This is a genomic window from Advenella sp. S44 (assembly GCF_002810445.1).
In the GTDB taxonomy this organism is placed as follows: Bacteria; Pseudomonadota; Gammaproteobacteria; order Burkholderiales; family Burkholderiaceae_B; genus Advenella.
This window is the reverse complement of the sequence record NZ_NEXS01000010.1, coordinates 176580-197201: the sequence shown is the minus strand read 5'-3', so window position 1 is coordinate 197201 and position 20622 is coordinate 176580. Positions and strand designations below refer to the sequence as shown.

19 protein-coding genes are annotated in these 20622 nt (G+C 58.6%); 13 read left to right on the top strand and 6 right to left on the bottom strand.

What is annotated here, in order from left to right:
* Positions 1–163: 163 nt before the first annotated feature.
* From CAP48_RS17405 to rsmD, 3 genes are all read right to left on the bottom strand, one after another.
* Positions 164–415 (bottom strand): YfhL family 4Fe-4S dicluster ferredoxin, encoded by a 252-nt coding sequence (locus CAP48_RS17405; protein WP_100699063.1) that lies wholly within the window; start codon positions 413–415, stop codon positions 164–166.
* Positions 416–739: 324 nt separating this feature from the next.
* On the bottom strand, positions 740–1258 hold the full coding sequence (gene coaD / locus CAP48_RS17400) for a pantetheine-phosphate adenylyltransferase (protein WP_100699061.1): 519 nt from the start codon (positions 1256–1258) through the stop codon (positions 740–742).
* Positions 1259–1345: 87 nt separating this feature from the next.
* Positions 1346–1954 (bottom strand): 16S rRNA (guanine(966)-N(2))-methyltransferase RsmD, encoded by a 609-nt coding sequence (gene rsmD / locus CAP48_RS17395; RefSeq protein WP_100699213.1) that lies wholly within the window; start codon positions 1952–1954, stop codon positions 1346–1348.
* A gap of 556 nt (positions 1955–2510) precedes the next feature.
* Here rsmD and ftsY point away from each other — a divergent pair.
* On the top strand, positions 2511–3824 hold the full coding sequence (ftsY, locus tag CAP48_RS17390; protein ID WP_369806373.1) for a signal recognition particle-docking protein FtsY: 1314 nt from the start codon (positions 2511–2513) through the stop codon (positions 3822–3824).
* A 172-nt stretch (positions 3825–3996) separates the two neighbouring features.
* Here ftsY and CAP48_RS17385 read toward each other — a convergent pair whose 3' ends face one another.
* From CAP48_RS17385 to CAP48_RS17375, 3 genes are all read right to left on the bottom strand, one after another.
* Positions 3997–5706 carry a CYTH and CHAD domain-containing protein gene (locus tag CAP48_RS17385; RefSeq protein ID WP_100699059.1) on the bottom strand — a complete coding sequence of 570 codons (1710 nt, stop codon included), beginning with the start codon at positions 5704–5706 and terminating at the stop codon, positions 3997–3999.
* A gap of 261 nt (positions 5707–5967) precedes the next feature.
* Complete coding sequence (gene glpD / locus CAP48_RS17380; RefSeq protein ID WP_100699056.1) at positions 5968–7569, bottom strand: glycerol-3-phosphate dehydrogenase; 1602 nt, start codon at positions 7567–7569, stop codon at positions 5968–5970.
* Between the two features lie 207 nt (positions 7570–7776).
* Entirely contained in the window at positions 7777–8250 is a 474-nt protein-coding gene (locus CAP48_RS17375) for a MarR family winged helix-turn-helix transcriptional regulator (RefSeq protein WP_100699054.1), read from the bottom strand.
* A gap of 346 nt (positions 8251–8596) precedes the next feature.
* On the opposite strand from CAP48_RS17375, the gene CAP48_RS17370 reads away from it, so the two are divergent.
* The 12 genes from CAP48_RS17370 (at position 8597) to CAP48_RS17315 (ending at position 20590) form a co-directional block, all read left to right on the top strand.
* Complete coding sequence (locus tag CAP48_RS17370; RefSeq protein ID WP_100699052.1) at positions 8597–11023, top strand: bifunctional salicylyl-CoA 5-hydroxylase/oxidoreductase; 2427 nt, start codon at positions 8597–8599, stop codon at positions 11021–11023.
* Between the two features lie 6 nt (positions 11024–11029).
* Positions 11030–11827 (top strand): SDR family NAD(P)-dependent oxidoreductase, encoded by a 798-nt coding sequence (locus CAP48_RS17365; RefSeq protein ID WP_100699050.1) that lies wholly within the window; start codon positions 11030–11032, stop codon positions 11825–11827.
* Between the two features lie 92 nt (positions 11828–11919).
* Complete coding sequence (locus CAP48_RS17360; RefSeq protein WP_100699046.1) at positions 11920–12777, top strand: enoyl-CoA hydratase family protein; 858 nt, start codon at positions 11920–11922, stop codon at positions 12775–12777.
* 2 nt (positions 12778–12779) lie between these two features.
* A complete protein-coding gene (locus CAP48_RS17355) occupies positions 12780–13949 on the top strand; it encodes an acyl-CoA dehydrogenase family protein (RefSeq protein ID WP_100699043.1) in 1170 nt (389 codons plus the stop codon).
* A 71-nt stretch (positions 13950–14020) separates the two neighbouring features.
* Positions 14021–15676: an AMP-binding protein gene (locus CAP48_RS17350; RefSeq protein ID WP_100699042.1), complete on the top strand. Its 1656-nt coding sequence runs from the start codon at positions 14021–14023 to the stop codon at positions 15674–15676.
* Positions 15677–15692: 16 nt separating this feature from the next.
* A complete protein-coding gene (locus CAP48_RS17345; RefSeq protein WP_100699039.1) occupies positions 15693–16115 on the top strand; it encodes a RidA family protein in 423 nt (140 codons plus the stop codon).
* A gap of 103 nt (positions 16116–16218) precedes the next feature.
* Positions 16219–17367: a bifunctional 3,4-dihydroxy-2-butanone-4-phosphate synthase/GTP cyclohydrolase II gene (gene ribBA, locus CAP48_RS17340; RefSeq protein WP_100699037.1), complete on the top strand. Its 1149-nt coding sequence runs from the start codon at positions 16219–16221 to the stop codon at positions 17365–17367.
* 16 nt (positions 17368–17383) lie between these two features.
* On the top strand, positions 17384–17944 hold the full coding sequence (ribH, locus tag CAP48_RS17335) for a 6,7-dimethyl-8-ribityllumazine synthase (RefSeq protein WP_100699035.1): 561 nt from the start codon (positions 17384–17386) through the stop codon (positions 17942–17944).
* 29 nt (positions 17945–17973) lie between these two features.
* Positions 17974–18417 (top strand): transcription antitermination factor NusB, encoded by a 444-nt coding sequence (gene nusB, locus CAP48_RS17330; protein WP_100699032.1) that lies wholly within the window; start codon positions 17974–17976, stop codon positions 18415–18417.
* Positions 18418–18511: 94 nt separating this feature from the next.
* Positions 18512–19519, top strand: coding sequence for a thiamine-phosphate kinase (thiL, locus tag CAP48_RS17325; protein WP_100699029.1), 1008 nt, complete (start codon positions 18512–18514; stop codon positions 19517–19519).
* A gap of 4 nt (positions 19520–19523) precedes the next feature.
* On the top strand, positions 19524–20075 hold the full coding sequence (locus CAP48_RS17320; RefSeq protein ID WP_100699027.1) for a phosphatidylglycerophosphatase A: 552 nt from the start codon (positions 19524–19526) through the stop codon (positions 20073–20075).
* Positions 20076–20077: 2 nt separating this feature from the next.
* Entirely contained in the window at positions 20078–20590 is a 513-nt protein-coding gene (locus tag CAP48_RS17315) for a CinA family protein (protein ID WP_100699023.1), read from the top strand.
* The last annotated feature ends 32 nt before the right edge of the window (positions 20591–20622 follow it).

Sequence of the window (20622 nt, the reverse complement as noted above, 5' to 3'; positions counted from 1 at the left end):
TTGCCGGGCCGGGGTCGCGCTCATCCAGGACTGCAAAGGGGGTGGGGTGGCGATCAGGTGGGACGGTGATCAGGTGAAGCGGCGGGCAAGAGATAACGGCGATTAGCGCTGTCTGATGACAACGTTCTCGCGCGGCCGACAAGGCATGCCAGCGCCGCTTTTTTCAGGCGGCTGCGGTCAGCTTATAGAATTTGGCCATGAGCATGCCCTCGGATTCCTTCCACTCGGGATTGATCTCGATACACTCGACGGGGCAGACCACCTGGCATTGCGGCTCGCCATGATGCCCCACGCATTCGGTGCATTTGGCGGGGTCGATTTCATAAAAATCCACACCCATATAGATGGCTTCATTCGGACACTGCGGTTCGCAGACGTCACAGTTGATGCATTCATCGGTAATTAGCAGGGCCATAATCTTTCCGGCGCTTTTCGTTTATACACAAACACAGTGTACGACAACGGTGAGATAAATGCCTGAAAACAGGCAAGGGTATCAGGGTTAATGGTGTTTCACGAGCAGCTGGTGCACGCTTGAACGACGGCACCTCGCAGCAGGCATTGTGGAATAAGGCCTGAAGCCGCTCCCCCAGGGGGAATCGCCTACTGGCGCCCCCTGATGCGCCCCCGGTAAATCCGCCGGTATGAAACCCGCGCCTATTAACCTGGCGCCAATAAGCCCCGCAGCTATGAACCCAGCGTTTGTGACCCCAGCGTTTATTAACCTCGCGTGTTGATTTTACTGGCTATCGGAGGACTGAGCGGCTCTGGCAGCCAGGCGGGCCTTGGATTTTTCCTGAAGCCAGCGTTCGACCGAGGGGAATACGAATTTACCCACATCGCCGCCAAGCAGCGCGATTTCGCGGACAAATGTGCCGGAAATAAACTGGTATTGATCTGACGGCGTCATAAACAGCGTTTCTACATCGGGCAGCAGATGGCGGTTCATGCCTGCCATCTGGAATTCGTATTCGAAGTCGGAGACGGCGCGCAGGCCGCGCACAATGATGCGGGCATCTTCCTGGCGTACAAAATCCTTGAGCAAACCGCCAAAGCTCTTGACCGAAACATTCGGATAATGTCCCAGCACCTCTTCGGCAATCTGCAAGCGCTCTTCGATCGTAAACAATGGGTTCTTGCCGGCGCTGACCGCTACGCCAACCACCACGTGATCAAACAGACTGGCTGCGCGACGGACCAAATCCTCGTGTCCGCGGGTGAGAGGATCAAATGTTCCTGGATATACAGCAGTGATCATCATGAGCTCCGTGTGTTCCCGATCGATGCCGGGAAAGAGGGCCGAAATACGGCCTGAGCGTTTAAAGAAACGTCGATTATAAGGTATTTACTCGCTTTTGTGCGGTGCAATAAGGTGTTCATGTAACTGATAATATACCTGCCCCGCCTTGCCCTGCCGAATGATGGGCAGGTCTGGTCCGGGGTCTTCGGGCTGATCCGACTCAATATAAACCAGCCCGCCCGGTTTGACGATGGCCGGTAAAAAGGGAAAGAGTCGATCAAACAACTTGCCCGCGAACGGTGGGTCCAGCAACACCAGGTCAAACCGGGAGGCGTCCATGCGTTTGAGCATCAGAAAGGCATCTGCACTGTTGATGCGTACCTGATTGGCCTGCAGCTTGTCACGCGTGGCGCGCAGGCAGGCCAGCGCAGCCGTGTTGGTTTCGGCCATTTGTACATGGGCGGCGCCGCGTGAGGCGGCCTCAAAACCCAGCGCGCCAGTGCCCGCAAACAGGTCGAGCACCGATTTATCATCGAACCGGCCATCCCACAGGTGATTCAGCCAGTTAAACAGCGTTTCGCGAATGCGGTCAGCGGTCGGGCGCAGCCCGTTGGCATCCGCCACCGGGATCAGCGAGCGTCGATATTGGCCGCCAATAATTCGGATGGTCTGGCGTTTGCCTGAGGTGCCTGCCTTGCGGTTTGCTGGTTTCATCATTGTTGTGAGGTAGACTGTTAAAATAGAAGATCCTATCGTCATTGTAGTATTCACTTTCCTGCGACAACCTATGTTCAGTTTTTTCAAACGTAAAAAGAAATCCAGCGAGCCAGCGGAAAAGCCCGTTGAACCGGTGCTCGAGACCCGTCAGCCCGAGACGCTTGAAGAAGGTGCTGCGCTCAAGCCTGTGCCCGAACATACGATTGCGTCAGAACGCGAAGAAACTGTCACTGACGATGAGGGCCAGGCTGCTGCGCAGGAACCGCCCGTCAAGGAACCGCCTTTACCTGAACCGCCCGCCAAAGAACCCCCTGCGCCCAACGAACCTCCGCCGCAGGAGCCTCCGTCCCGGGAGCCGCCGGTAAAGGAACCACCGAGCCAGGAGCCGCCAGTGCGCGAGGCAACCGCGCCTGCGTTCGCAGATTCATCTTCAGCGTCGGCTGAGGCTAACGAAGCCGCAGGGGCTGAGCCAGCCTCAGCGCCACCGTCGTCTTCTCCATTATCGGCTCCGGCTCCAGCATCAAATGCAGCACCAGCACCAGCATCGACCCCGATTCGGACACCGGAACCGACCCCGACCTCATCCGACGCAACACGCAAAGTGCATGCCGGGCCTGCGGCGGCGCCGGTTCATATTGATCTGACCGAAAAAGCGGCAACAGCGAAAAAGCCCGTCGATGCGGTGTGGGCCAATTCCCCGGATCAGGCCCCGGCTGCTTCGGCTGAACCGGCTGGACGCGTTGCGGCCGGCAATATCTCCGACGCAGCCAGTGTGCCGCCGGATGTTGCTACAACTACGCAGCAAGCGCAGGCGCCGGCGGCTGCCAAGGTTTCCGAGTCAGCTCAGCTATCCGATGCCGCCCAGACTCCCGACGCGGTTGCTGCCACGCGACAGACTGCAGTAGCACCGGAAGCGCCCACAACACCGGCAGCGGCCGAACGCCCGAAGTCAGACAGAAAATCGTGGCTTGCGCGCCTGAAGGATGGGTTATCCCGGACCGGCTCCAATATCAGTTCGCTGTTTGTCGGCGTCAAGGTTGACGAAAATCTGTTTGAGGAGCTGGAAACGGCGCTCATCATGGCGGACGCCGGGATGGAAGCGACCGAGTCGCTGCTGGGCAAACTGCGCAACAAGGTAAAAAAAGAACGCATTGAAGATGCGCAGACGGTTAAGCGCGCCTTGCGCGATCTATTGGCAGAGCATCTGCAGCCGCTGCAAAAGCCCTTTGACGCTGGTGCGGACCAGACCCGGGTTGTCATGATTGCGGGCGTCAATGGCGCCGGCAAAACCACCTCTATCGGCAAGCTTGCGCATCACTTCCAGGCGCAGGGACATAGCGTGCTGCTGGCTGCGGGCGATACCTTCCGGGCGGCGGCACGCGAACAACTGATTGAATGGGGGGCGCGCAACAATGTGGCGGTGATCGCACAGGATGGCGGAGATCCGGCTGCCGTGGCCTTTGATGCTGTCAACGCCGGCCGGGCGCGCAAGGCGTCCATTGTCATGGTCGATACCGCCGGTCGACTGCCCACGCAGCTGCATCTGATGGAAGAGCTCAAAAAAATCAAGCGCGTGATCGGCAAGGCCGATGGCGATGCGCCTCACGAGATCCTGTTGGTGGTCGACGGCAATACCGGACAGAACGCGATCTCTCAGATCAAGGCCTTTGATGCGGCACTCACACTGACCGGACTGGTTGTCACCAAACTGGATGGGACCGCAAAAGGGGGGACGCTGGCGGCGGTGGCCGCAGGCAGCCAGGGCGTGCGCCCCGTGCCGGTTTACTGGATTGGCGTGGGCGAGTCATTGCAGGATCTGCAACCCTTTGTCGCCGCCGAATTTGCCGCCGCGTTGCTGGGTGATTGATCGGCCACGCAGATCTGCGCCGGCAACTGGACAGACAGCTGGTTACCATAATATCGATCGCACGCAACCATAATCCCTGCTGAATAAATTGAACACGGAAGAACGGGCATCGTTTTAGGATGCCCGTTCTTTGTATTGTCTGCGCGCGGGGAGACAACGCTGAAGGCGAGGCTCAGTCGTAGTGGATTTTGCCGGGAATACGTGCCAGCGCTTCGTCAGCCTGGTGTTTCAGCGTTTCAAGCGTGGCTGTAAGCCAGCCCACGGCAAACCACGCGCCGGGGTGCGATTGTGTGTGGGCGCTGAAAAAAGCCAGGGCAGTGGACATATCGTTCAGATTGCCGAAAACTTCCTGTGCAGCGGCCAGCTTTTTGACGTAGGCGCCCAGATTGCAATTGGGGCGCAGGCCTTCGTAGACATTCAGGGCGTAACGCATGCGCTTGATGCGCTTGCGCAGGTCGTGATAGGCCTCAATATCTGATTTATCTTCTGTTTTCCAATGGCGCACTATCTGCCGGTTCCATTTGTTCAGGCGCTGCTCCAGCAATCTGCGCAACACTGGCCGATTGTGCGGCAGTGGCGTCAGCGGAATAATCAATGGCCCACCACCAGCCACAGATGCGCTGCTGGCCTCGGACGTCGCGTGAGAAGCGCTGTCCTGGTTGGCACAAGCCTGTTCGGTCAGCATCAAGTCTGCCAGGGCTTCGTCGTCGACTGCATCCATCTGGGCTTGCTTGGTGTCGTCCGATACGACAGTCGTGGGGTCGGTCGTTGGTGTCAGCACCGTCCACTCCAGCAGACGTACCAGCCATTGCTGAAATGCCGGGCTTTTGGCGATGTCGTAAGGTGTGGCGCCGTCTTCGTGGGTACTAAATTGCATGGCCGGCATACCGGCTTTGGTCAGGATGGGTACAACACCGGCCAGCATGACATCCAGGTCCCGGGTTGCACCGAATTTGCCCAGATGCACGCGCAAATCATCGCGCACTTGCTGATCAGGCAGCCAGGAGAGACCCGCAAACAGTTTCCAGTTGCTGGTCAGGCGCCGCATGCCGATGCGCAATTGATGTACGTGTTCGGGGCGGCCCACAGACACAACGCCCAGCGTATCAATTTCGGCCAATGCGCCCGCGTTGGCACAGATCTGTTCCAGGCATTCCGTTGTGACCGAAACCAGCGCCTGCGTGGCGCTGTCCTGCTTATCTATCTCATAGGCGCGAGCGCGACGGGGCGCCCAGAATCGGCGCACCTCACTGTCACGGATTTGCTCTGTTGCTGTTGCGGCATTGGCCTGGCGAATATTGGCCGCCGATTGCGCCAGGGCATCGCCGCGCTGGGATTTGCTGCGCAGGTCCAGAATCAGCTTGTACTGCGACAGCCATTTTTTGCCGACTTCGAAAATCGCTTCGGGAGAGCCCGAAACCAGCTCGAACTCCACTTCTGATACCGGCAGCTCCAGCTCGCCTGCGCGAATCACACCGGTATCGAATGCGATTTCCAAAGTGCCCTTGCGTGTGCGCTGGCGACGATACAGCCGGGTGATGTCCGTTTCATAGCGCAGCTCCAGCGGCTTATTCAGCTTCAGTAGCGCGGCTTGCGCCGGCGTGCCGGCATACAGGCTCAGGTCCAGCACCGGGCTGGGCCGGTTGTGATTCAATTCCAGTTTGGTCACGGCATTACTGCCGGGCATTTTCAGCGTTTGCACCCAGTTGTCGCCTTCCAGGCGCAGGCGGATGGCGATTTTGGCTTTGGCCAGTTCGCGTTCTGCTGTATCAAAATACATGGCGCGCAGCGAAATGGTTTCGCATTTCGCCTTTTTCAGCGCCTTTTCTACTTGCGCAGCCGCAGACGCAGGCACATGTAGCTTGAGTTCCTGTTCAGACATAGTCGTTATTGCTTGGTTACACCGTAAGGGGGGAGGGGATGATTAAATCGCATAGTAACACTACCCCCTTGCTCATTTGATGACAGGTCATAAATCAGACATACTTTGCAAATCACGCCCAATGTCCCGCCAGACCGCTTGTTCCAGCTTGTGGACGGGAGACGCGGCGGCAAGACTGCTGTATCGCGTGAGGGCGCAATCGTGGATTTATTAATCGTGGCCGATTCAACCGTGGCCGGGTCAATCAGGTCTACGCGGACATCAGAGGCTGGATTGCACCGCTTCTGCAGAATCGAAATACGTTTGGCGAGCAATGGCTGCGGCCAGCGTTCTGCCTGTGAGCCAGTGCTCCAGCGTCCGTTGCTGGCCTACGCTGAACTGCAGGCCCAGGCGGGTACGGCGCCATAGGATGTCCTGTGTGGTCTGAGCCCACTCGCGGTTGATCAGCCAGCGCGCTTCGGCCTCATACAGGCCATGCCCGAAATGCATGCCCAGACCGGCGACCGAGTCGGCGTCGCCGATAATTTCCGTTGTCATCGCGCCGTAGGCTGCGACCAGGCGGGCGAGCAGGCCAGGGTCCATCCAGCGATAGCGTGCCTGCAATTTCAGCAAGTAGTCCGATGGATCCAGGTCGTGCAATTGGCCGCCAGGCAGGCAAGCCGTTGCTGTCCATGCCGGGCCCAGTTTCAGAAAGGGTTGCAGCTTCTCCAGGGCATGTTCGGCAAGCCGGCGATATGTGGTGATTTTTCCGCCGAAAATCGACAGCATGGCGGGTTCACCGTCTTTGCCCCCGGTCACGTCGAATACGTAATCACGTGTGACGGCAGATGCCCGGCCTTTTGCGTCGTCATACAGTGGCCGCACGCCGGCCCAACTGCCGACAATATCATCGCGCTGCACGGGTTGACGCAAGTAGCGATTAACCACAGAAAGCAGATAATCGGTTTCTTCTTCGGAAATGCTCGCGGTTCGCGCATCGCCCTGGAAATCCACATCGGTGGTGCCGATCATGGAATAGGCGTCCCGGTGCGGGGTGATAAAGACAATCCGCTTATCGTCGTTCTGCAGAATATAGGCGTGGTCCCCTTCGTATAACTTGTGTGTGACCAGATGGCTGCCCTTGATCAGGCGCAAGTGGCTGTGTGCATTGGCATTGGGATCATGCACGGTTTTTTGCACGTTTTCGACCCAGGGGCCGGCGGCATTGACCAGCACGCCGGCGCTAACCTGCAAGCGGCGACCTTTTTCGTCCTGCAGGGTGACCAGCCACCGTCCCTTGTGAATGCGTGCGCCAAGGCAGGCGGTGCGCGTCAGAATCTGCGCGCCGCGCGATTGCGCATCCATGGCAGTGAGTACCACAAGCCGGGAGTCATCAACCTGGCAATCGGAGTAAATGAAACCCTGTTTGATGTGTTCATTCATGGGCTGGGCAAATGCCGAGCCGTCGTCCAGACGGATGTGACGCGAGCCGGGCAGGCGTGGCGAGCGTTTGGCCAGACGATCATAAAGAAAGAGTCCGGCGCGGATCATCCATACCGGGCGCAGAGTGTGGTCGTGTGGCAGTACAAAACGCAGCGGGCGCACAATATGAGGGGCGATATTGAGCAATACTTCGCGTTCGGCCAGCGCTTCGCGCACCAGGCGAAATTCGTATTGTTCCAGGTAGCGCAGACCGCCGTGAATGAGCTTGCTACTGGCTGACGAGGTTGCGCTTGCCAGGTCGTCTTTCTCACAAAGCAGGACAGACACACCGCGCCCGACGGCGTCACGCGCAATGCCGGCTCCGTTGATCCCGCCGCCGATGACCAACAAATCGACCTGGCGTGCTGGGGAATCGTTATGCTCGATGGTTGCCGCATTCATCTGGACTGCTCCGTAGAAAGACACCGCCGGCGGCCACCATAGCGACGCTGGCGTCTGAAACAATCATTTTACCCGATTGCGGCGACCCGTCACGACCGCAAAAAGGCCATACCACGCAGCGGGTTTCGCGTTCGGCTCTGCCTTCGCCGGCGGCAAATCATCGAAGCGAATCGTTCAGCAGCACAATTGCAGCCGCAATGACCGTTGTTACGCTTGGGATGTGAGCGCCGCCTGTTTCAACTCTGCCAGCAGATTGTACAGTTTCTTCTGATTGCCGCCGGGCAGACCGCTGAACATTTGCTGCAGCCAGGCCTCGTGGGCCGCGGCCATTTTCTCGAACTGCCGGCGTCCCTTTGCGCTTAATCGCAAAAAGGTGCTGCGACGGTCTTCACTGCTGACTTTACGCAGGATCAGCCCCTCTTTTTCCAGTTGATTGGCAATGGTCGTGACGTTGCCGTTGCTGACCATCAGCCGCGCAGATAGCTCGCCCATCCGCATGCCATCGGGCTCCTTGGCCAGTTGCGCCATCAGGTCGAAACGCGGCAGCGTGCAGTCAAATTCCACACGCAAATAATTGCGGATTCGATTTTCGATAAGGCTTGTGCAGGTAAGCAGGCGCAGCCAGAGACGCAATTCGGAATGGTCTATTGTTGCGGCGCGGGTTTCCAGATCGTGTTGCATTACGGCTCCTGCAAAATTAAGAAAAGAAACGGACAAGTTGGAATGCGCAGATTGTAACGGCAGCAGGGTGTTTTATTGATAAATGGCATGGTTGCCCAACCGTCAGGATAGCAGGGTCCGGCGGCCGAGTGCTGCGAGTGGCAGTCGCTCGCGTAGGCCAATGGCGCGCCAGCGCAGCTATTTGAAAAAAAGTTTGTAGTGCATTATAAATTAGTTTAAACTTAAAATAAATCACAATTGTAAAAGAGACAAACCGTCAGTCCTGCAGGCGCCGTTTCTGCAGCGAGCCGGTAGCATGGCTGGCTGCCGTCGCCAACGGTCGCAGACCTGGCCAAAAGGATCTGTCATGAATATTATTTGTATCGGCGGGGGCCCCGCAGGTTTGTATGCCGGGCTGCTGTTAAAGAAGCGTAATCCGCAGGACAGGATTGTGGTCGTAGAACGCAATCGGCCATTTGATACTTTCGGGTGGGGCGTGGTATTTTCCGACGCCACGCTGGAGAATCTGAAAAACGCCGATTTGCCGACGGCCGAACAGATTATCCGCCAGTTCAATCACTGGGACGATATTGACATTCATATCGGCGCCACCACCATACGCAGCGGCGGACACGGTTTTATCGGCATCGGCCGAAAGAAAATGCTCAATATTCTGCAACAGCGCTGTCTGGATCTGGGCGTAGAACTGGTTTTTGAAACCGTCGTTGAAGACGACCAGGCGATCGCCGTCGCCTACGAGGCGGACCTGGTGATCGCTTCCGACGGGATCAACAGCCGGATCCGCACACGCTACGCCGATTCGTTCAGGCCTGATATCGACACGCGGCGCTGCCGCTTTGTCTGGCTTGGGACGGAAAAAACATTTGATGCCTTCACCTTTGCCTTTGTCAATACAGAGTACGGCTGGTTCCAGGCCCATGCCTATCAGTACGAAGAAGGCATGTCCACTTTCATTGTCGAAACCCGGGATGAGACCTGGCGTGCGGCCGGTATCGACAATATGTCGCAGGAAGACGGAATCGCCTATTGCGAGCAATTGTTCGCGCCGTGGCTGGACGGCAATAAGCTGTTGTCCAATGCCAAGCATTTGCGCGGCTCCGCTATCTGGATCCAGTTTCCGCGTGTCATTTGCGAGCAATGGGTGCACAACCAGACCCTGCCCAACGGCAAAACGATTCCCATTGTGCTCATGGGCGACGCCGCGCATACGGCGCATTTTTCCATTGGCTCCGGCACCAAGCTTGCACTGGAGGATGCCATTGAGCTGGCCGGCAGTTTTCGCGCCCACAGCGATATCGGGTCAGCGTTGGCCCATTATGAAGCACAGCGCAGCATCGAAGTGCTGAAAATCCAGAACGCCGCACGCAACTCCACCGAATGGTTTGAAAATGTCAAACGCTATACCCGGCTCGCGCCGCAGCAGTTTGCCTATTCGCTGTTGACGCGCTCACAGCGTATTTCACATGAAAATTTGCGGCTGCGCGATCCCAAGTGGATGAATCACTTCGAAACCTGGTTCAACCGCCAGGCGCGCTCGCCGGCAAGTGAAGCGAGGGCGGGCATCGCGGACAGTCGCGCCGCCGCGGGCGTCGACGGTCATGCCCCTGCCGGCGTGGACAATGAGGCTCTTGCCGGGACAGACAATAATGTTATTGCGGTCCCGCCCATGTGGACGCCTTTTAGTCTGCGCGCTGTCGTGCTGAAAAACCGGATCGTGGTCTCGCCCATGGCCATGTATTCGTGCACCGATGGCGTGCCTGGCGACTTTCATTTCCAGCATTTGCTGGCGCGCGCTCTGGGTGGCGCCGGCCTGGTCATGGTCGAAATGACCTGCGTGTCCCCGCGTGCGCGTATTACGCCGCATTGCCCCGGCTTGTGGAACGACACGCAAATGCAGGCATGGAAAAATATTGTGCAGGCGGTGCATGCCCAATCGGATGCGAAAATCGGCATTCAGCTGGGCCACGCGGGTCGCAAGGGCTCGACCCGGGCCGCCTGGGATGGCATTGATATGCCGCTGGACTCGGGCAACTGGCCGCTGGTTTCGGCCTCGCCCCTGCCTTATCTGCCGGATATCTCGCAAATTCCCACGGCACTGGATGCTGCGGGCATGCAGAAAATTACCGATGAATTTGTACAGGCAACACGGCGTGCCGCGCGGGCCGGATTCGATGTGCTGGAGCTCCATTGCGCGCATGGGTATTTGCTGTCGTGCTTTATTTCGCCGCTGGCCAATCAGCGCACAGATAACTACGGCGGCTCGCTGGAGAACCGGCTGCGTTTTCCCCTTGAGGTATTTGCCGCCATGCGTGCCGTCTGGCCTGAAGACAAGCCGCTGAACATACGTATCTCGGCCAGTGACTGGGTCGACGGCGGCATAACGGCAGACGATGCGGTGCTCATCGCCCGGGCTTTCAAGGCAGCGGGTGCCGATCTGATCGACTGCTCGTCGGGCCAGGTCAGCCCTGACCAGAAGCCCGTCTATGGGCGTATGTACCAGACGCCGTTTGCCGACGAGATCCGTAACCAGGAAGGCATTGCGACCATGGCGGTGGGGGCCATTACCGAGGCTGATCAGGTCAACAGCATCATCGCATCGGGTCGTGCCGACCTGTGTGCAATTGGTCGACCCCATCTGGCCAATCCGGCCTGGACGCTGAGCGAAACCGCCAAAATCGGCTACACCCAGGTTCACTGGCCCCGGCAGTACAGTGCAGGAAAACGCCAAATCGAAACCCTGTTTGAGCGGGCCCAATTGATGCAGAACGGATAACTCACCATGAACCATAACGCTATAGCTACATTGGAAAATCGTCATGTTTTGATTACCGGCGCCAGCCAGGGAATCGGGCTTGAAGTGGCGCGGCTTGCGCTGGCGGCCGGCGCCCGCGTGACGCTGCTGGCCCGCGATGGCCAGCGCCTGCAGCAGGCTGCGCAGACTTTCTCGGCAGATGCGCAACGGGTCTATACGGTACAGGCTGACGTTACCGATGAAAACGCCATTGCCCGCGGCTTTGCGGCAGCCCGCGAGCACGCTGGCTCGATCAATGTCCTGGTGAACAATGCCGGCCAGGCCCGCAGTGAGCGCTTTGACCGCATGGATGCACAGTTCTGGAACCAGATGATGCAGGTCAACCTGACTGGAACGTATCTGTGCATCAATGCGGCGCTGCCCGATATGCTGGAGCAGGGCTGGGGACGCATCGTGAATGTAGCCAGCGTAGCCGGGCTCAAAGGCTACGGTTATGTGACGGCCTATTGTGCGGCCAAGCATGGCGTGGTGGGATTGACGAGGGCTCTGGCCCTGGAGCTGGCGGGGAAAAACATCACCGTTAACGCGGTGTGTCCGGGTTATACCGAAACGCCTTTGCTGGTCGGCGCTGTGGCCAATATGGTCGAAAAAACCGGCATGACGCCAGACAAGGCCAAGGCGGCGCTGGCCAGTAATAATCCGCAGGGCAGGCTGGTGCAGCCGCAAGAGGTCGCGCACGCGGTGCTCTGGTTGTGCCTGCCGCAATCGTCCAGTATCAACGGCCAGGCCGTGCCGGTCGATGGTGGCGAGAAAATGGCCGGGTAGCAGCCTGGCGCCGCCGAACACAGCATCGAATATGACAAGCGTAAATGCGCCGGCAACGCCGTATTCACCGAAGGCAAACAGGAGAGAACAGAATGACACACACGGATGAGATCTATCCCATGCAGGATCAGCGCAAGCCGCTGGCAGGTTACCGGGCCACGCATTTTGACTGGCAGGTCAGCGATGACCACAAGGTGGCGACCATTACGCTGAACCGGCCAGACAGAAAAAACCCGTTGACCTTCGAATCCTACGCCGAATTGCGCGACCTGTTTCGCGCCCTGGCCAGCGCCAGCGATATCAAGACAGTTGTCATTACCGGGGCCGGTGGCAACTTCTGCTCTGGCGGAGACGTGCACGAAATTATCGGTCCGCTTACAAAAATGTCCATGCCACAACTGCTGGCGTTTACCCAGATGACAGGGAACCTTGTCAAGGCAATGCGCAACTGTCCACAGCCGGTGGTTGCAGCCGTGGCCGGTGTATGCGCCGGCGCCGGGGCGATCCTGGCGATGGCCTGCGACATCCGATTGGGCACTGCCGACAGCAAAACAGCATTTCTGTTTACGCGCGTCGGTCTGGCGGGTGCAGACATGGGCGCCTGCGCCATTTTGCCGCGCATTATCGGCCAGGGCCGGGCCAGCGAATTGCTGTATACCGGCAGATCCATGTCGGGCGCGGAGGGTCACAGCTGGGGCTTTTATAACCAGTTGCACGAACCGGATCAGGTGCTGGCTGCCGCGCAAAAGCTGGCGGCCCGCATTGCTGCAGGCCCAACGTTTGCCAATGGCATCACCAAGCATTGCCTGCATCACGAATGGAATATGGGTGTGGACGAAGCCATTGACGCGGAAGCGCATGCCCAGGCCATTTGCATGCAGACCGGGGACTTTCATCGGGCCTATCATGCCTTCGTGGCAAAAAACAAACCCGTGTTCGAGGGAGATTGAGCATGCCCGATCACGAGTTCCTGGACTGGCCTTTTTTTGAGCCGCAGCATCGGCGCCTGGCTGCCGAACTGGATCGCTGGGCGCAGCACAATCTGCGCGATGTGCCGCATGGCAATACCGACGATACCTGCCGCGAACTCGTGCGGCGCATGGGAGACGGCGGCTGGCTGCGCTATGCGGTGCCTGCAGGTTCCAATGGCAGTTGGGGCGGTGTTCAGGAGAACATTGACTCACGCACAATCTGCCTGATCCGCGAGACGTTCGCGCGCTATCACGCCCTGGCCGATTTTGCCTTCGCCATGCAGGGCCTGGGCAGTGGCGCCATTGTGCTCGGAGGCTCAGATGAGCAGAAAAAATCCTACCTGCCACGCGTGGCGCGGGGCGAGCTGATTGCCGCCTTTGCCCTGTCCGAACCGCAGGCCGGATCCGATGTTGCGGCCATGGACTGCAAGGCCACGCAGCAGGGAGCAGGATACGTTCTGGATGGCGTCAAGACCTGGATCTCCAACGGAGGTATTGCCGATTTTTATTGTGTTTTCGCGCGCACGGACTTTCTGCCGGGCGCCCGGGGCATCAGCGCCTTTATCGTCGATAGCGATACGGCCGGGCTCGATACGTCCGAGCGCATCGAAGTGATGGCGCCGCATCCAATGGCCGTGCTCAAGCTCAAACAATGCCGTGTGCCGGCTGAGGCGCTCCTGGGGACCAAAGGCGAAGGATTCAAGCTGGCCATGCAGGTGCTGGACATCTTCCGGGCGTCGGTGGCTGCGGCAGCCAATGGCTTTGCCGCAAGGGCGCTGGACGAAGCGCTGGGGCGCAGCAAGACCCGGCAGATGTTCGGCGGAGTGCTTGCCGATCTGCAACTGACGCAGGCCGCGCTTGGCGATATGGCGACTGCGCTCGACGCCAGCCGCCTGCTGACCTATCGTGCCGCCTGGCGCCGTGACCATTATCAGGCCAGGACCACCAAAGAAGCGGCCATGGCCAAAATGTTTGCAACGGAAGCGGCGCAGCAGGTGATTGACAAAGCCTTGCAGTTGTTCGGCGGACAGGGCGTGGTGGTGGGGGAGTGTGTGGAAGGGCTATACCGGGATATTCGCGCCTTGCGTATCTATGAGGGCGCCACGGAAGTGCAGAAACTGATTATTGCACGCGAAATATTGCGGGACTGAATCGAAACGGGAGCAAAGACTTCCTGACTCATTCGCGCCGCCGGGTGAGCCGACAACACTGGAGACAAGACATGACAGCAGAGACTGGATTGAAAGACCGCTTTGTCGTTGAACACCTGCCCGATGCCGGGCAACAGCCGCAGTATCTGTTCGATTTGCCGCAGTTGCAATATCCCGCAAGAATGAACAGTGCCGTAGAACTGATAGACCGCCATGTGCATGAGGGCCGGGGCGACCATATTGCGCTGCGGTGGCTGCAGGATGGCAGGCAGGAACAAATGAGCTATGGAGCCCTGGCGCGATGGACCAATCGACTGGCGCGGGTGCTGACCGAAGACCTGGGCCTGGTGTCCGGCAACCGGCTGTTGCTGCGCGGACCGAATAACCTGTGCATGGCCGGCGCGCTGCTGGCCTGCCTGAAGGCCGGCATTATTGCAGTGCCTACGATGCCGCTGCTGCGCGCGCGGGAACTGGGAACCATTCTGAAAATATCCAGATCGCAGGCAGCGCTATGTGATGAACGATTGCTGGATGAGCTGCAGCATTGCCGCGACCCGGACAACGCGAACTATTACGAGGGGTTAAAGCAGATCATAGCATTCGGCAGCCAGGCGCCCGACGATATGTTGGCGCGCGCCGATACCAAAAGCGATGCGCCCTACGATGCGCAGACACGGCGTGATGACCCCTGCCTGATTGCCTTTACCAGCGGCACCACCGGCAAACCCAAGGGGTGCATTCATTTTCATCGCGACGTGCTGGCCATGTGCGATACATTTTCCGGCCAGATTCTGCAAACCGGGCCGGCCGACATTGCTTGCGGCACGCCGCCACTGGCGTTTACTTTCGGGCTCGGCGGACTGCTGTGTTTTCCGTTGCGCGCCGGCGGCTCGGCCCTGCTGGTGGAGAAACTGACCCCCGAATCGTTTTTAGATATTATCCAGGCGCACAAGGTCACCATGACCTTTACGGCGCCGACCTTTTACCGAAAAATGGCGGAACTGGCCCATGGCTATCGCCTTGATTCGCTTCGTACCTGTGTATCGGCCGGCGAGGCCCTGCCCGATGCGACGCGCCAGCTCTGGAAAAAGGCCAGCGGGATCAATATGACAGATGGCATCGGAGGAACGGAAATGATGCATGTGTATATTTCCAGTTCCGGCAATGACATCCGTGATGGCGCCATCGGGCGCGTGGTGCCAGGCTATCAGGCCAGGGTGGTGGACGCGGCCATGAACGAGGTGCCGCCCGGGACACTTGGCCGACTGGCCGTACGGGGCCCGACCGGTTGCCGTTATCTTGATGACGAACGCCAGTCGCGTTATGTGCAGCAGCAGTGGAATCTGCCAGGCGATGCGTTTGTGATGGACGCCGACGGCTATTTTTATTATCGCGCCCGCGATGACGACATGATCGTCTCAGCCGGCTACAACATTGCCGGTCCGGAAGTCGAAAGCGTACTCATGACCCACCAGGCGGTGAACGACTGCGGGGTGGTGGGCCGCAGCGATGGCGAGCGAGGCGCTATCGTTAAGGCCTATGTTGTTCTGAATGTCGGCTTTACTCCTTCACCGGAGCTTGTTACAGCATTGCAAAATCATGTAAAGCAGGAAGCCGCACCGTATAAATATCCGCGCGAAATTGAGTTTGTCGAGCAGTTGCCGCGTACCGAAACCGGCAAGCTGCAGCGTTTTGTCTTGAGAAAAATGACCGAATCCGGGTCATGAAATGGGAAACTGAAACATGGAAATATTACAACCGTCAGACTGGACCAAACCCCGCGGCTATGCCAACGGCACCATGATCTCTGTGGAGGCAGGCAGCCGCCTGCTGTTTGTAGGCGGCCAAATCGGCTGGAACGGCCAGCAGCAGTTTGAGTCCGATGATCTGGGCGATCAGGTCCGGCAAACGTTGCAGAACATTGTGGCTATCCTGAAGGAGGGCGGGGCTGCGCCGTCGGATATTGTCCGCATGAACTGGTATGTCATCGACAAGCGCGACTATGTGGCCGCCTATCCGGCCATTGGCGACCACTATCGGAATATTATCGGGCGGCATTATCCGGCCATGACGGCGGTCGAAGTGGCCGGGCTTGTCGAAGATCGTGCCAAAGTAGAAATCGAAGTCACTGCGGTGGTGCGCGGCGCCTCACAATCCTCGGACTGAATCGGGGTTTTGCCGCCTGTTACAGGGGCGAAAGGGGTAAAATAGCGCTTTTGCCCATTGCTGGTACGCACGCGCCAGCCAGCCTTCCGGATTCAAGCACGATATGACTTCTGCCGCCCCTGTTTCTCTGGTGCCCAACTGCACCATTTCTCCCGTCTCTGAAATTGTCCAGGAGCTGAAGGCGGGACGTATCGTTATCCTGGTTGACGAAGAAGATCGCGAAAACGAAGGCGATCTGGTTATGGCGGCAGACTTTGTCACGCCCGAAGCCATCAACTTCATGGTGACCCACGCCCGTGGCCTGGTATGCCTGACGCTCACTGAAGAACGTTGCCGCCAGCTGCAGCTGCCACTCATGGCCTCGCGCAACGGCACGTCCTTTGGCACCAACTTTACCGTGTCCATCGAAGCGGCAGAGGGCGTAACCACCGGTATTTCGGCCGCCGACCGGGCCCGTACCATCCAGGCTGCCGTTGCCAAAAACGCCGAGCCGCAAGATCTGGTCAATCCGGGCCACATTTTTCCGGTGCAGGCCGTCTCGGGTGGCGTGCTGATTCGCGCCGGGCATACGGAAGCCGGTTGTGATCTGACCGCCATGGCGGGCCTGACGCCAGCCGCGGTCATCTGTGAAATCCTCAAACCCGATGGCAGCATGGCGCGCTTGCCCGATCTGGTGACCTTCGCCCGCGAACACAATCTGAAAATCGGCACCATTGCGGACCTGATCCAGTATCGCAGCGAAAATGAGTCCATGATTCGCCGCCTGGGCAGCAAGACCCTGAAAACGCCTTTCGGCCAGTTCGAAGCTGTGTCGTATCAGGACAGCATGTCGGGCGCAGCGCATATCGCGCTGGTCCATGGCGTTATCAATCCGGAACAGGAAGCGCTTGTGCGCGTACACGAACCGGTATCGGTACTGGATCTGCTGGATCTGGAACGCAATGCACATAGCTGGGGCATTGCCCAGGCACTAGAGGCAATTTCGGCCAGCCCGGCCGGTGTTCTGGTGCTGCTCAATTGCCAGGGATCGCAGCAGGGCTTGCTTGAAGCGCTGGAAAAATGGGGAGAAACCGAGAGCGCCGCGCGCCGCGATGATCGCTATGATTTGCGCACCTACGGTATCGGCGCGCAAATATTACGTGAACTGAACGTCGGAAAGATGCGCCTGCTTGCACTTCCACGTAAAATGCCAAGCATGACTGGTTATGCACTGACCGTAACAGGTTACGAAACCTCTTCTGACCCCCGCTGAATTAAAAGGAATGGCTATGAAACCTTATACACTCGCCCCTGATCTGAATGGCGAAGGCCTGCATATCGGTATCGTGTGCGCACGCTTTAACGAGGAAATCGGTTTTGCCGAACTTGAAGCCTGCCTGGCCGAACTTGGCGAGCTGGGTGTCGACGAACGCGACATCATGGTGGTTACCGTTCCTGGTGCCCTGGAAGTCGGACTGACGCTGGCCCAGATGGCCGAAACGTATGAGTTTGACGCGCTGATTGCCCTGGGGGCGGTCATCCGCGGTGAAACTTATCACTTTGAAGTCGTCAGCAACGAAAGCGCGGCGGCCATTACCCGCGTGTCCATGGACACCAATGTGCCGGTGGCCAACGGCATTCTCACCACAGAAGACGAGGAACAGGCCAAGGCCCGCGCCGAGCAAAAAGGCAAGGATTGCGCCCAGGTCGCCGTGGAAATGGCCAACCTGTCGGCAGCGCTGGTGCCTGAGTCTGAAGACGAAGACGATGACTTCGACGATCTGGACGATGACGACCAGGACGACGAAGATGATGAAACCGAAGCAGTAGCAGATACCCCAAGGCGATAGGACAACGAGTGGCTCAGGATAATAAAACAATGCATCGCAGCGCGCGCCGTCGGGCGCGCGAATTTGCCCTTCAGGGAATCTATGCCTGGCTGGTCAGTGGCGACACCGACCTGCGCGAGGCGGGCGCCATCGACGCCCACATCCAGGACAGCCCGGAATTCGAGAACGCCGATCCGGCCTGGTTCAAGACATTGCTGCATGGCGTTTTTGCCGATGCACCCGCGCTACGTGAAGCCTTCGTGCCCTATATCGACCGCCCGCTTGACGAGCTCTCGCCCATCGAGCACGGCATTTTGTTAATCGGCAGTTATGAACTGATTCACCATCTTGATGTTCCGTACAAGGTTGCCATCAACGAGGCGGTGGAGCTGGCCAAGGAATTTGGCGGCACCGACGGCTTCAAGTTTGTCAATGGTGTACTGGACAAACTGGCGGCACGCGTGCGTTCGCTGGAAGTCAATGCCGGGCGCTAAGCGCGGTTTGGCAAGCGGACGTGCTCTGGCTGGCGCCTGGCGCTAGCCTGGTGCTTTTGCGAAGCAATACTCGCGCAATTGAAAAGCGGTTCCTATGTCCGGCGAATTCGATCTGATCCGTCAGTTTTTTACCCGCCCCGCAGCGTCTGTTGACATCGCGGTCGGGGACGACTGTGCCATCCTGACACCTAACGCCGGCACATCCCTGGCCATCAGCAAAGATCTGCTGCTTGAAGAGCGCCATTTTTTTTCCGATGTTGACCCCGAGTCGCTGGGCCACAAATCGCTGGCGGTGAACCTGTCCGACCTGGCCGCTATGGGAGCGACGCCGCGTGGCTGCCTGCTGGGCATCGCGCTGCCGCGTTACGATGCCGACTGGCTTGCGGCCTTTGCCCGGGGTTTCAACCGCCTGGCCGACAAATACCAATGCCCGCTGATCGGCGGCGATACCACCCGCAGCGAGCATGATATTGTCATCAGCGTGACCGTGTTGGGGGAAGTCACGCAACCGTTTCTGCTCCGCAGCCGCGCCCTGCCGGGTGACGATATCTGGGTTTCCGGCACGCTGGGCGCCGCCGACTGGGCCCTGAACCTACTGCTGCGCCAAAAGGCGGGCGAAGTGCTGAGCGAACGCGAAATACAAGCGCTGCACGCCACCCGCCATGCCCTGGAATGGCCCGAGCCGCGCGTGTCGCTCGGGCTCGCGCTGCGGCCCCTGGCTCATGCCGTCATTGACCTTTCCGATGGCCTGGTGCAGGACTTGAAACATATTTTGCATGCCAGCGGCGTCGCTGCCGTATTGTACGAATCTTTAATGCCTGTTAATCTTAGCCTGCCAGACGATGACCCGCAGCAGCTGCGCCAGTCGGTGTTGGGTGGGGGCGACGTTTACGAGTTGTGTTTTACGGCGCCGCGCACCGCCAGGGCGGCACTGCAAGCCATTGCGGCCAGTCTGCCTGTGACGCTGACGCGCATTGGACAGGTGAACGCCGGGCAGGGTTTGCGGGTACTTGATGCTGCGCAACAGGATATCTCCGCACTTCCAGCGGGGTTCGACCATTTCAGGCCAGCTCGTCGGCGCAAGCCGCAAACACAGAAGTAATTGCATGATAGAAGACATTCAAACGCAACCCATACATAATGCCGCTGGCACCAAAACAACCGTGAACGAACAATGGCCTACTTTTAGCTGGATCCGGGCTAATGTCCACCGCTTCCTCGCCTTCGGACTTGGCGCAGGGCTGATCAGGCCCGCCCCGGGAACCTGGGGCACGGCGCTGGCCTGGATACTCTGGTGGCCGCTCAGTTTTGTGCTCGGTACCGATTTTTACATGGCGCTGTTTATTCTGGCCGCGTTCGCTTACGGCGTCTATTGCTGCCATCGCGTGGCTCAGGAAATGGCTGTGGACGATCACGGCGGCATCGTCTGGGACGAAATGGTTGCCTTCTGGGCAGTTCTTTTGCTGGTTGCGCCCATGAACCTGGGCTGGCAACTGGTGGCCTTTATCCTGTTTCGTTTTTTCGATATTGTCAAACCGCCACCCATCGGCTACTTTGATCGTACGCTCAAAAATGGGTTCGGCGTCATGTGGGACGACGTGGTGGCCGCGGCCTACACGTTGTTCATTATGGCGATTGCCACAAGAATGTTGGGGTGAGTATGTCGGAGTTGTTGAGTGAGCAATGGCAGGTCGCTGCCCAGTTGGGACAAGCGCTCAAGGGAAAAAGCGGATTGCTGGCCACGGCCGAATCCTGCACGGGCGGGCTGCTTGCGGGAGCAATTACCGCCATCGCAGGCTCCAGCCAGTGGTTTGACCGGGGGTTTGTGACCTATACCAACGAAGCCAAGATGGATATGCTGGGTGTGAATCAGACTGCGCTGGATAAATTTGGCGCGGTCAGCCAGGAAGTGGCTATTGAGATGGCCGAAGGGGCGCTGAACCATGCGCCGCTTTCCACCTGCGCGGTCAGCACGACCGGCATTGCGGGCCCTGACGGCGGCACTACCCATAAACCGGTAGGCTTGGTGTGTTTTGCGGTTGCCTATCGCAAAGCGGATGGCATTGTCACCTTGCCGTTTACGCAAAACTTCGTTGGTGATCGCCATCAGGTGCGGGTTCAGGCGGTCATCTACGCCATGGAAATTACCCGACGCATCGTTCAGGAAAATTGAACTGATTCTGGCAAGACAGCGGCGGATGCCCG

What these genes read in the sequence shown, in the direction of transcription:
- CAP48_RS17405 (WP_100699063.1), bottom strand. Translation starts at nt 415, where the DNA reads ATGGCCCTGCTAATTACCGATGAATGCATCAACTGTGACGTCTGCGAA.
- coaD (WP_100699061.1), bottom strand. Translation starts at nt 1,258, where the DNA reads ATGATCACTGCTGTATATCCAGGAACATTTGATCCTCTCACCCGCGGA.
- rsmD (WP_100699213.1), bottom strand. Translation starts at nt 1,954, where the DNA reads ATGAAACCAGCAAACCGCAAGGCAGGCACCTCAGGCAAACGCCAGACC.
- CAP48_RS17385 (WP_100699059.1), bottom strand. Translation starts at nt 5,706, where the DNA reads ATGTCTGAACAGGAACTCAAGCTACATGTGCCTGCGTCTGCGGCTGCG.
- glpD (WP_100699056.1), bottom strand. Translation starts at nt 7,569, where the DNA reads ATGAATGCGGCAACCATCGAGCATAACGATTCCCCAGCACGCCAGGTC.
- CAP48_RS17375 (WP_100699054.1), bottom strand. Translation starts at nt 8,250, where the DNA reads ATGCAACACGATCTGGAAACCCGCGCCGCAACAATAGACCATTCCGAA.
- CAP48_RS17370 (WP_100699052.1), top strand. Translation starts at nt 8,597, where the DNA reads ATGAATATTATTTGTATCGGCGGGGGCCCCGCAGGTTTGTATGCCGGG.
- CAP48_RS17365 (WP_100699050.1), top strand. Translation starts at nt 11,030, where the DNA reads ATGAACCATAACGCTATAGCTACATTGGAAAATCGTCATGTTTTGATT.
- CAP48_RS17360 (WP_100699046.1), top strand. Translation starts at nt 11,920, where the DNA reads ATGACACACACGGATGAGATCTATCCCATGCAGGATCAGCGCAAGCCG.
- CAP48_RS17355 (WP_100699043.1), top strand. Translation starts at nt 12,780, where the DNA reads ATGCCCGATCACGAGTTCCTGGACTGGCCTTTTTTTGAGCCGCAGCAT.
- CAP48_RS17350 (WP_100699042.1), top strand. Translation starts at nt 14,021, where the DNA reads ATGACAGCAGAGACTGGATTGAAAGACCGCTTTGTCGTTGAACACCTG.
- CAP48_RS17345 (WP_100699039.1), top strand. Translation starts at nt 15,693, where the DNA reads ATGGAAATATTACAACCGTCAGACTGGACCAAACCCCGCGGCTATGCC.
- ribBA (WP_100699037.1), top strand. Translation starts at nt 16,219, where the DNA reads ATGACTTCTGCCGCCCCTGTTTCTCTGGTGCCCAACTGCACCATTTCT.
- ribH (WP_100699035.1), top strand. Translation starts at nt 17,384, where the DNA reads ATGAAACCTTATACACTCGCCCCTGATCTGAATGGCGAAGGCCTGCAT.
- nusB (WP_100699032.1), top strand. Translation starts at nt 17,974, where the DNA reads ATGCATCGCAGCGCGCGCCGTCGGGCGCGCGAATTTGCCCTTCAGGGA.
- thiL (WP_100699029.1), top strand. Translation starts at nt 18,512, where the DNA reads ATGTCCGGCGAATTCGATCTGATCCGTCAGTTTTTTACCCGCCCCGCA.
- CAP48_RS17320 (WP_100699027.1), top strand. Translation starts at nt 19,524, where the DNA reads ATGATAGAAGACATTCAAACGCAACCCATACATAATGCCGCTGGCACC.
- CAP48_RS17315 (WP_100699023.1), top strand. Translation starts at nt 20,078, where the DNA reads ATGTCGGAGTTGTTGAGTGAGCAATGGCAGGTCGCTGCCCAGTTGGGA.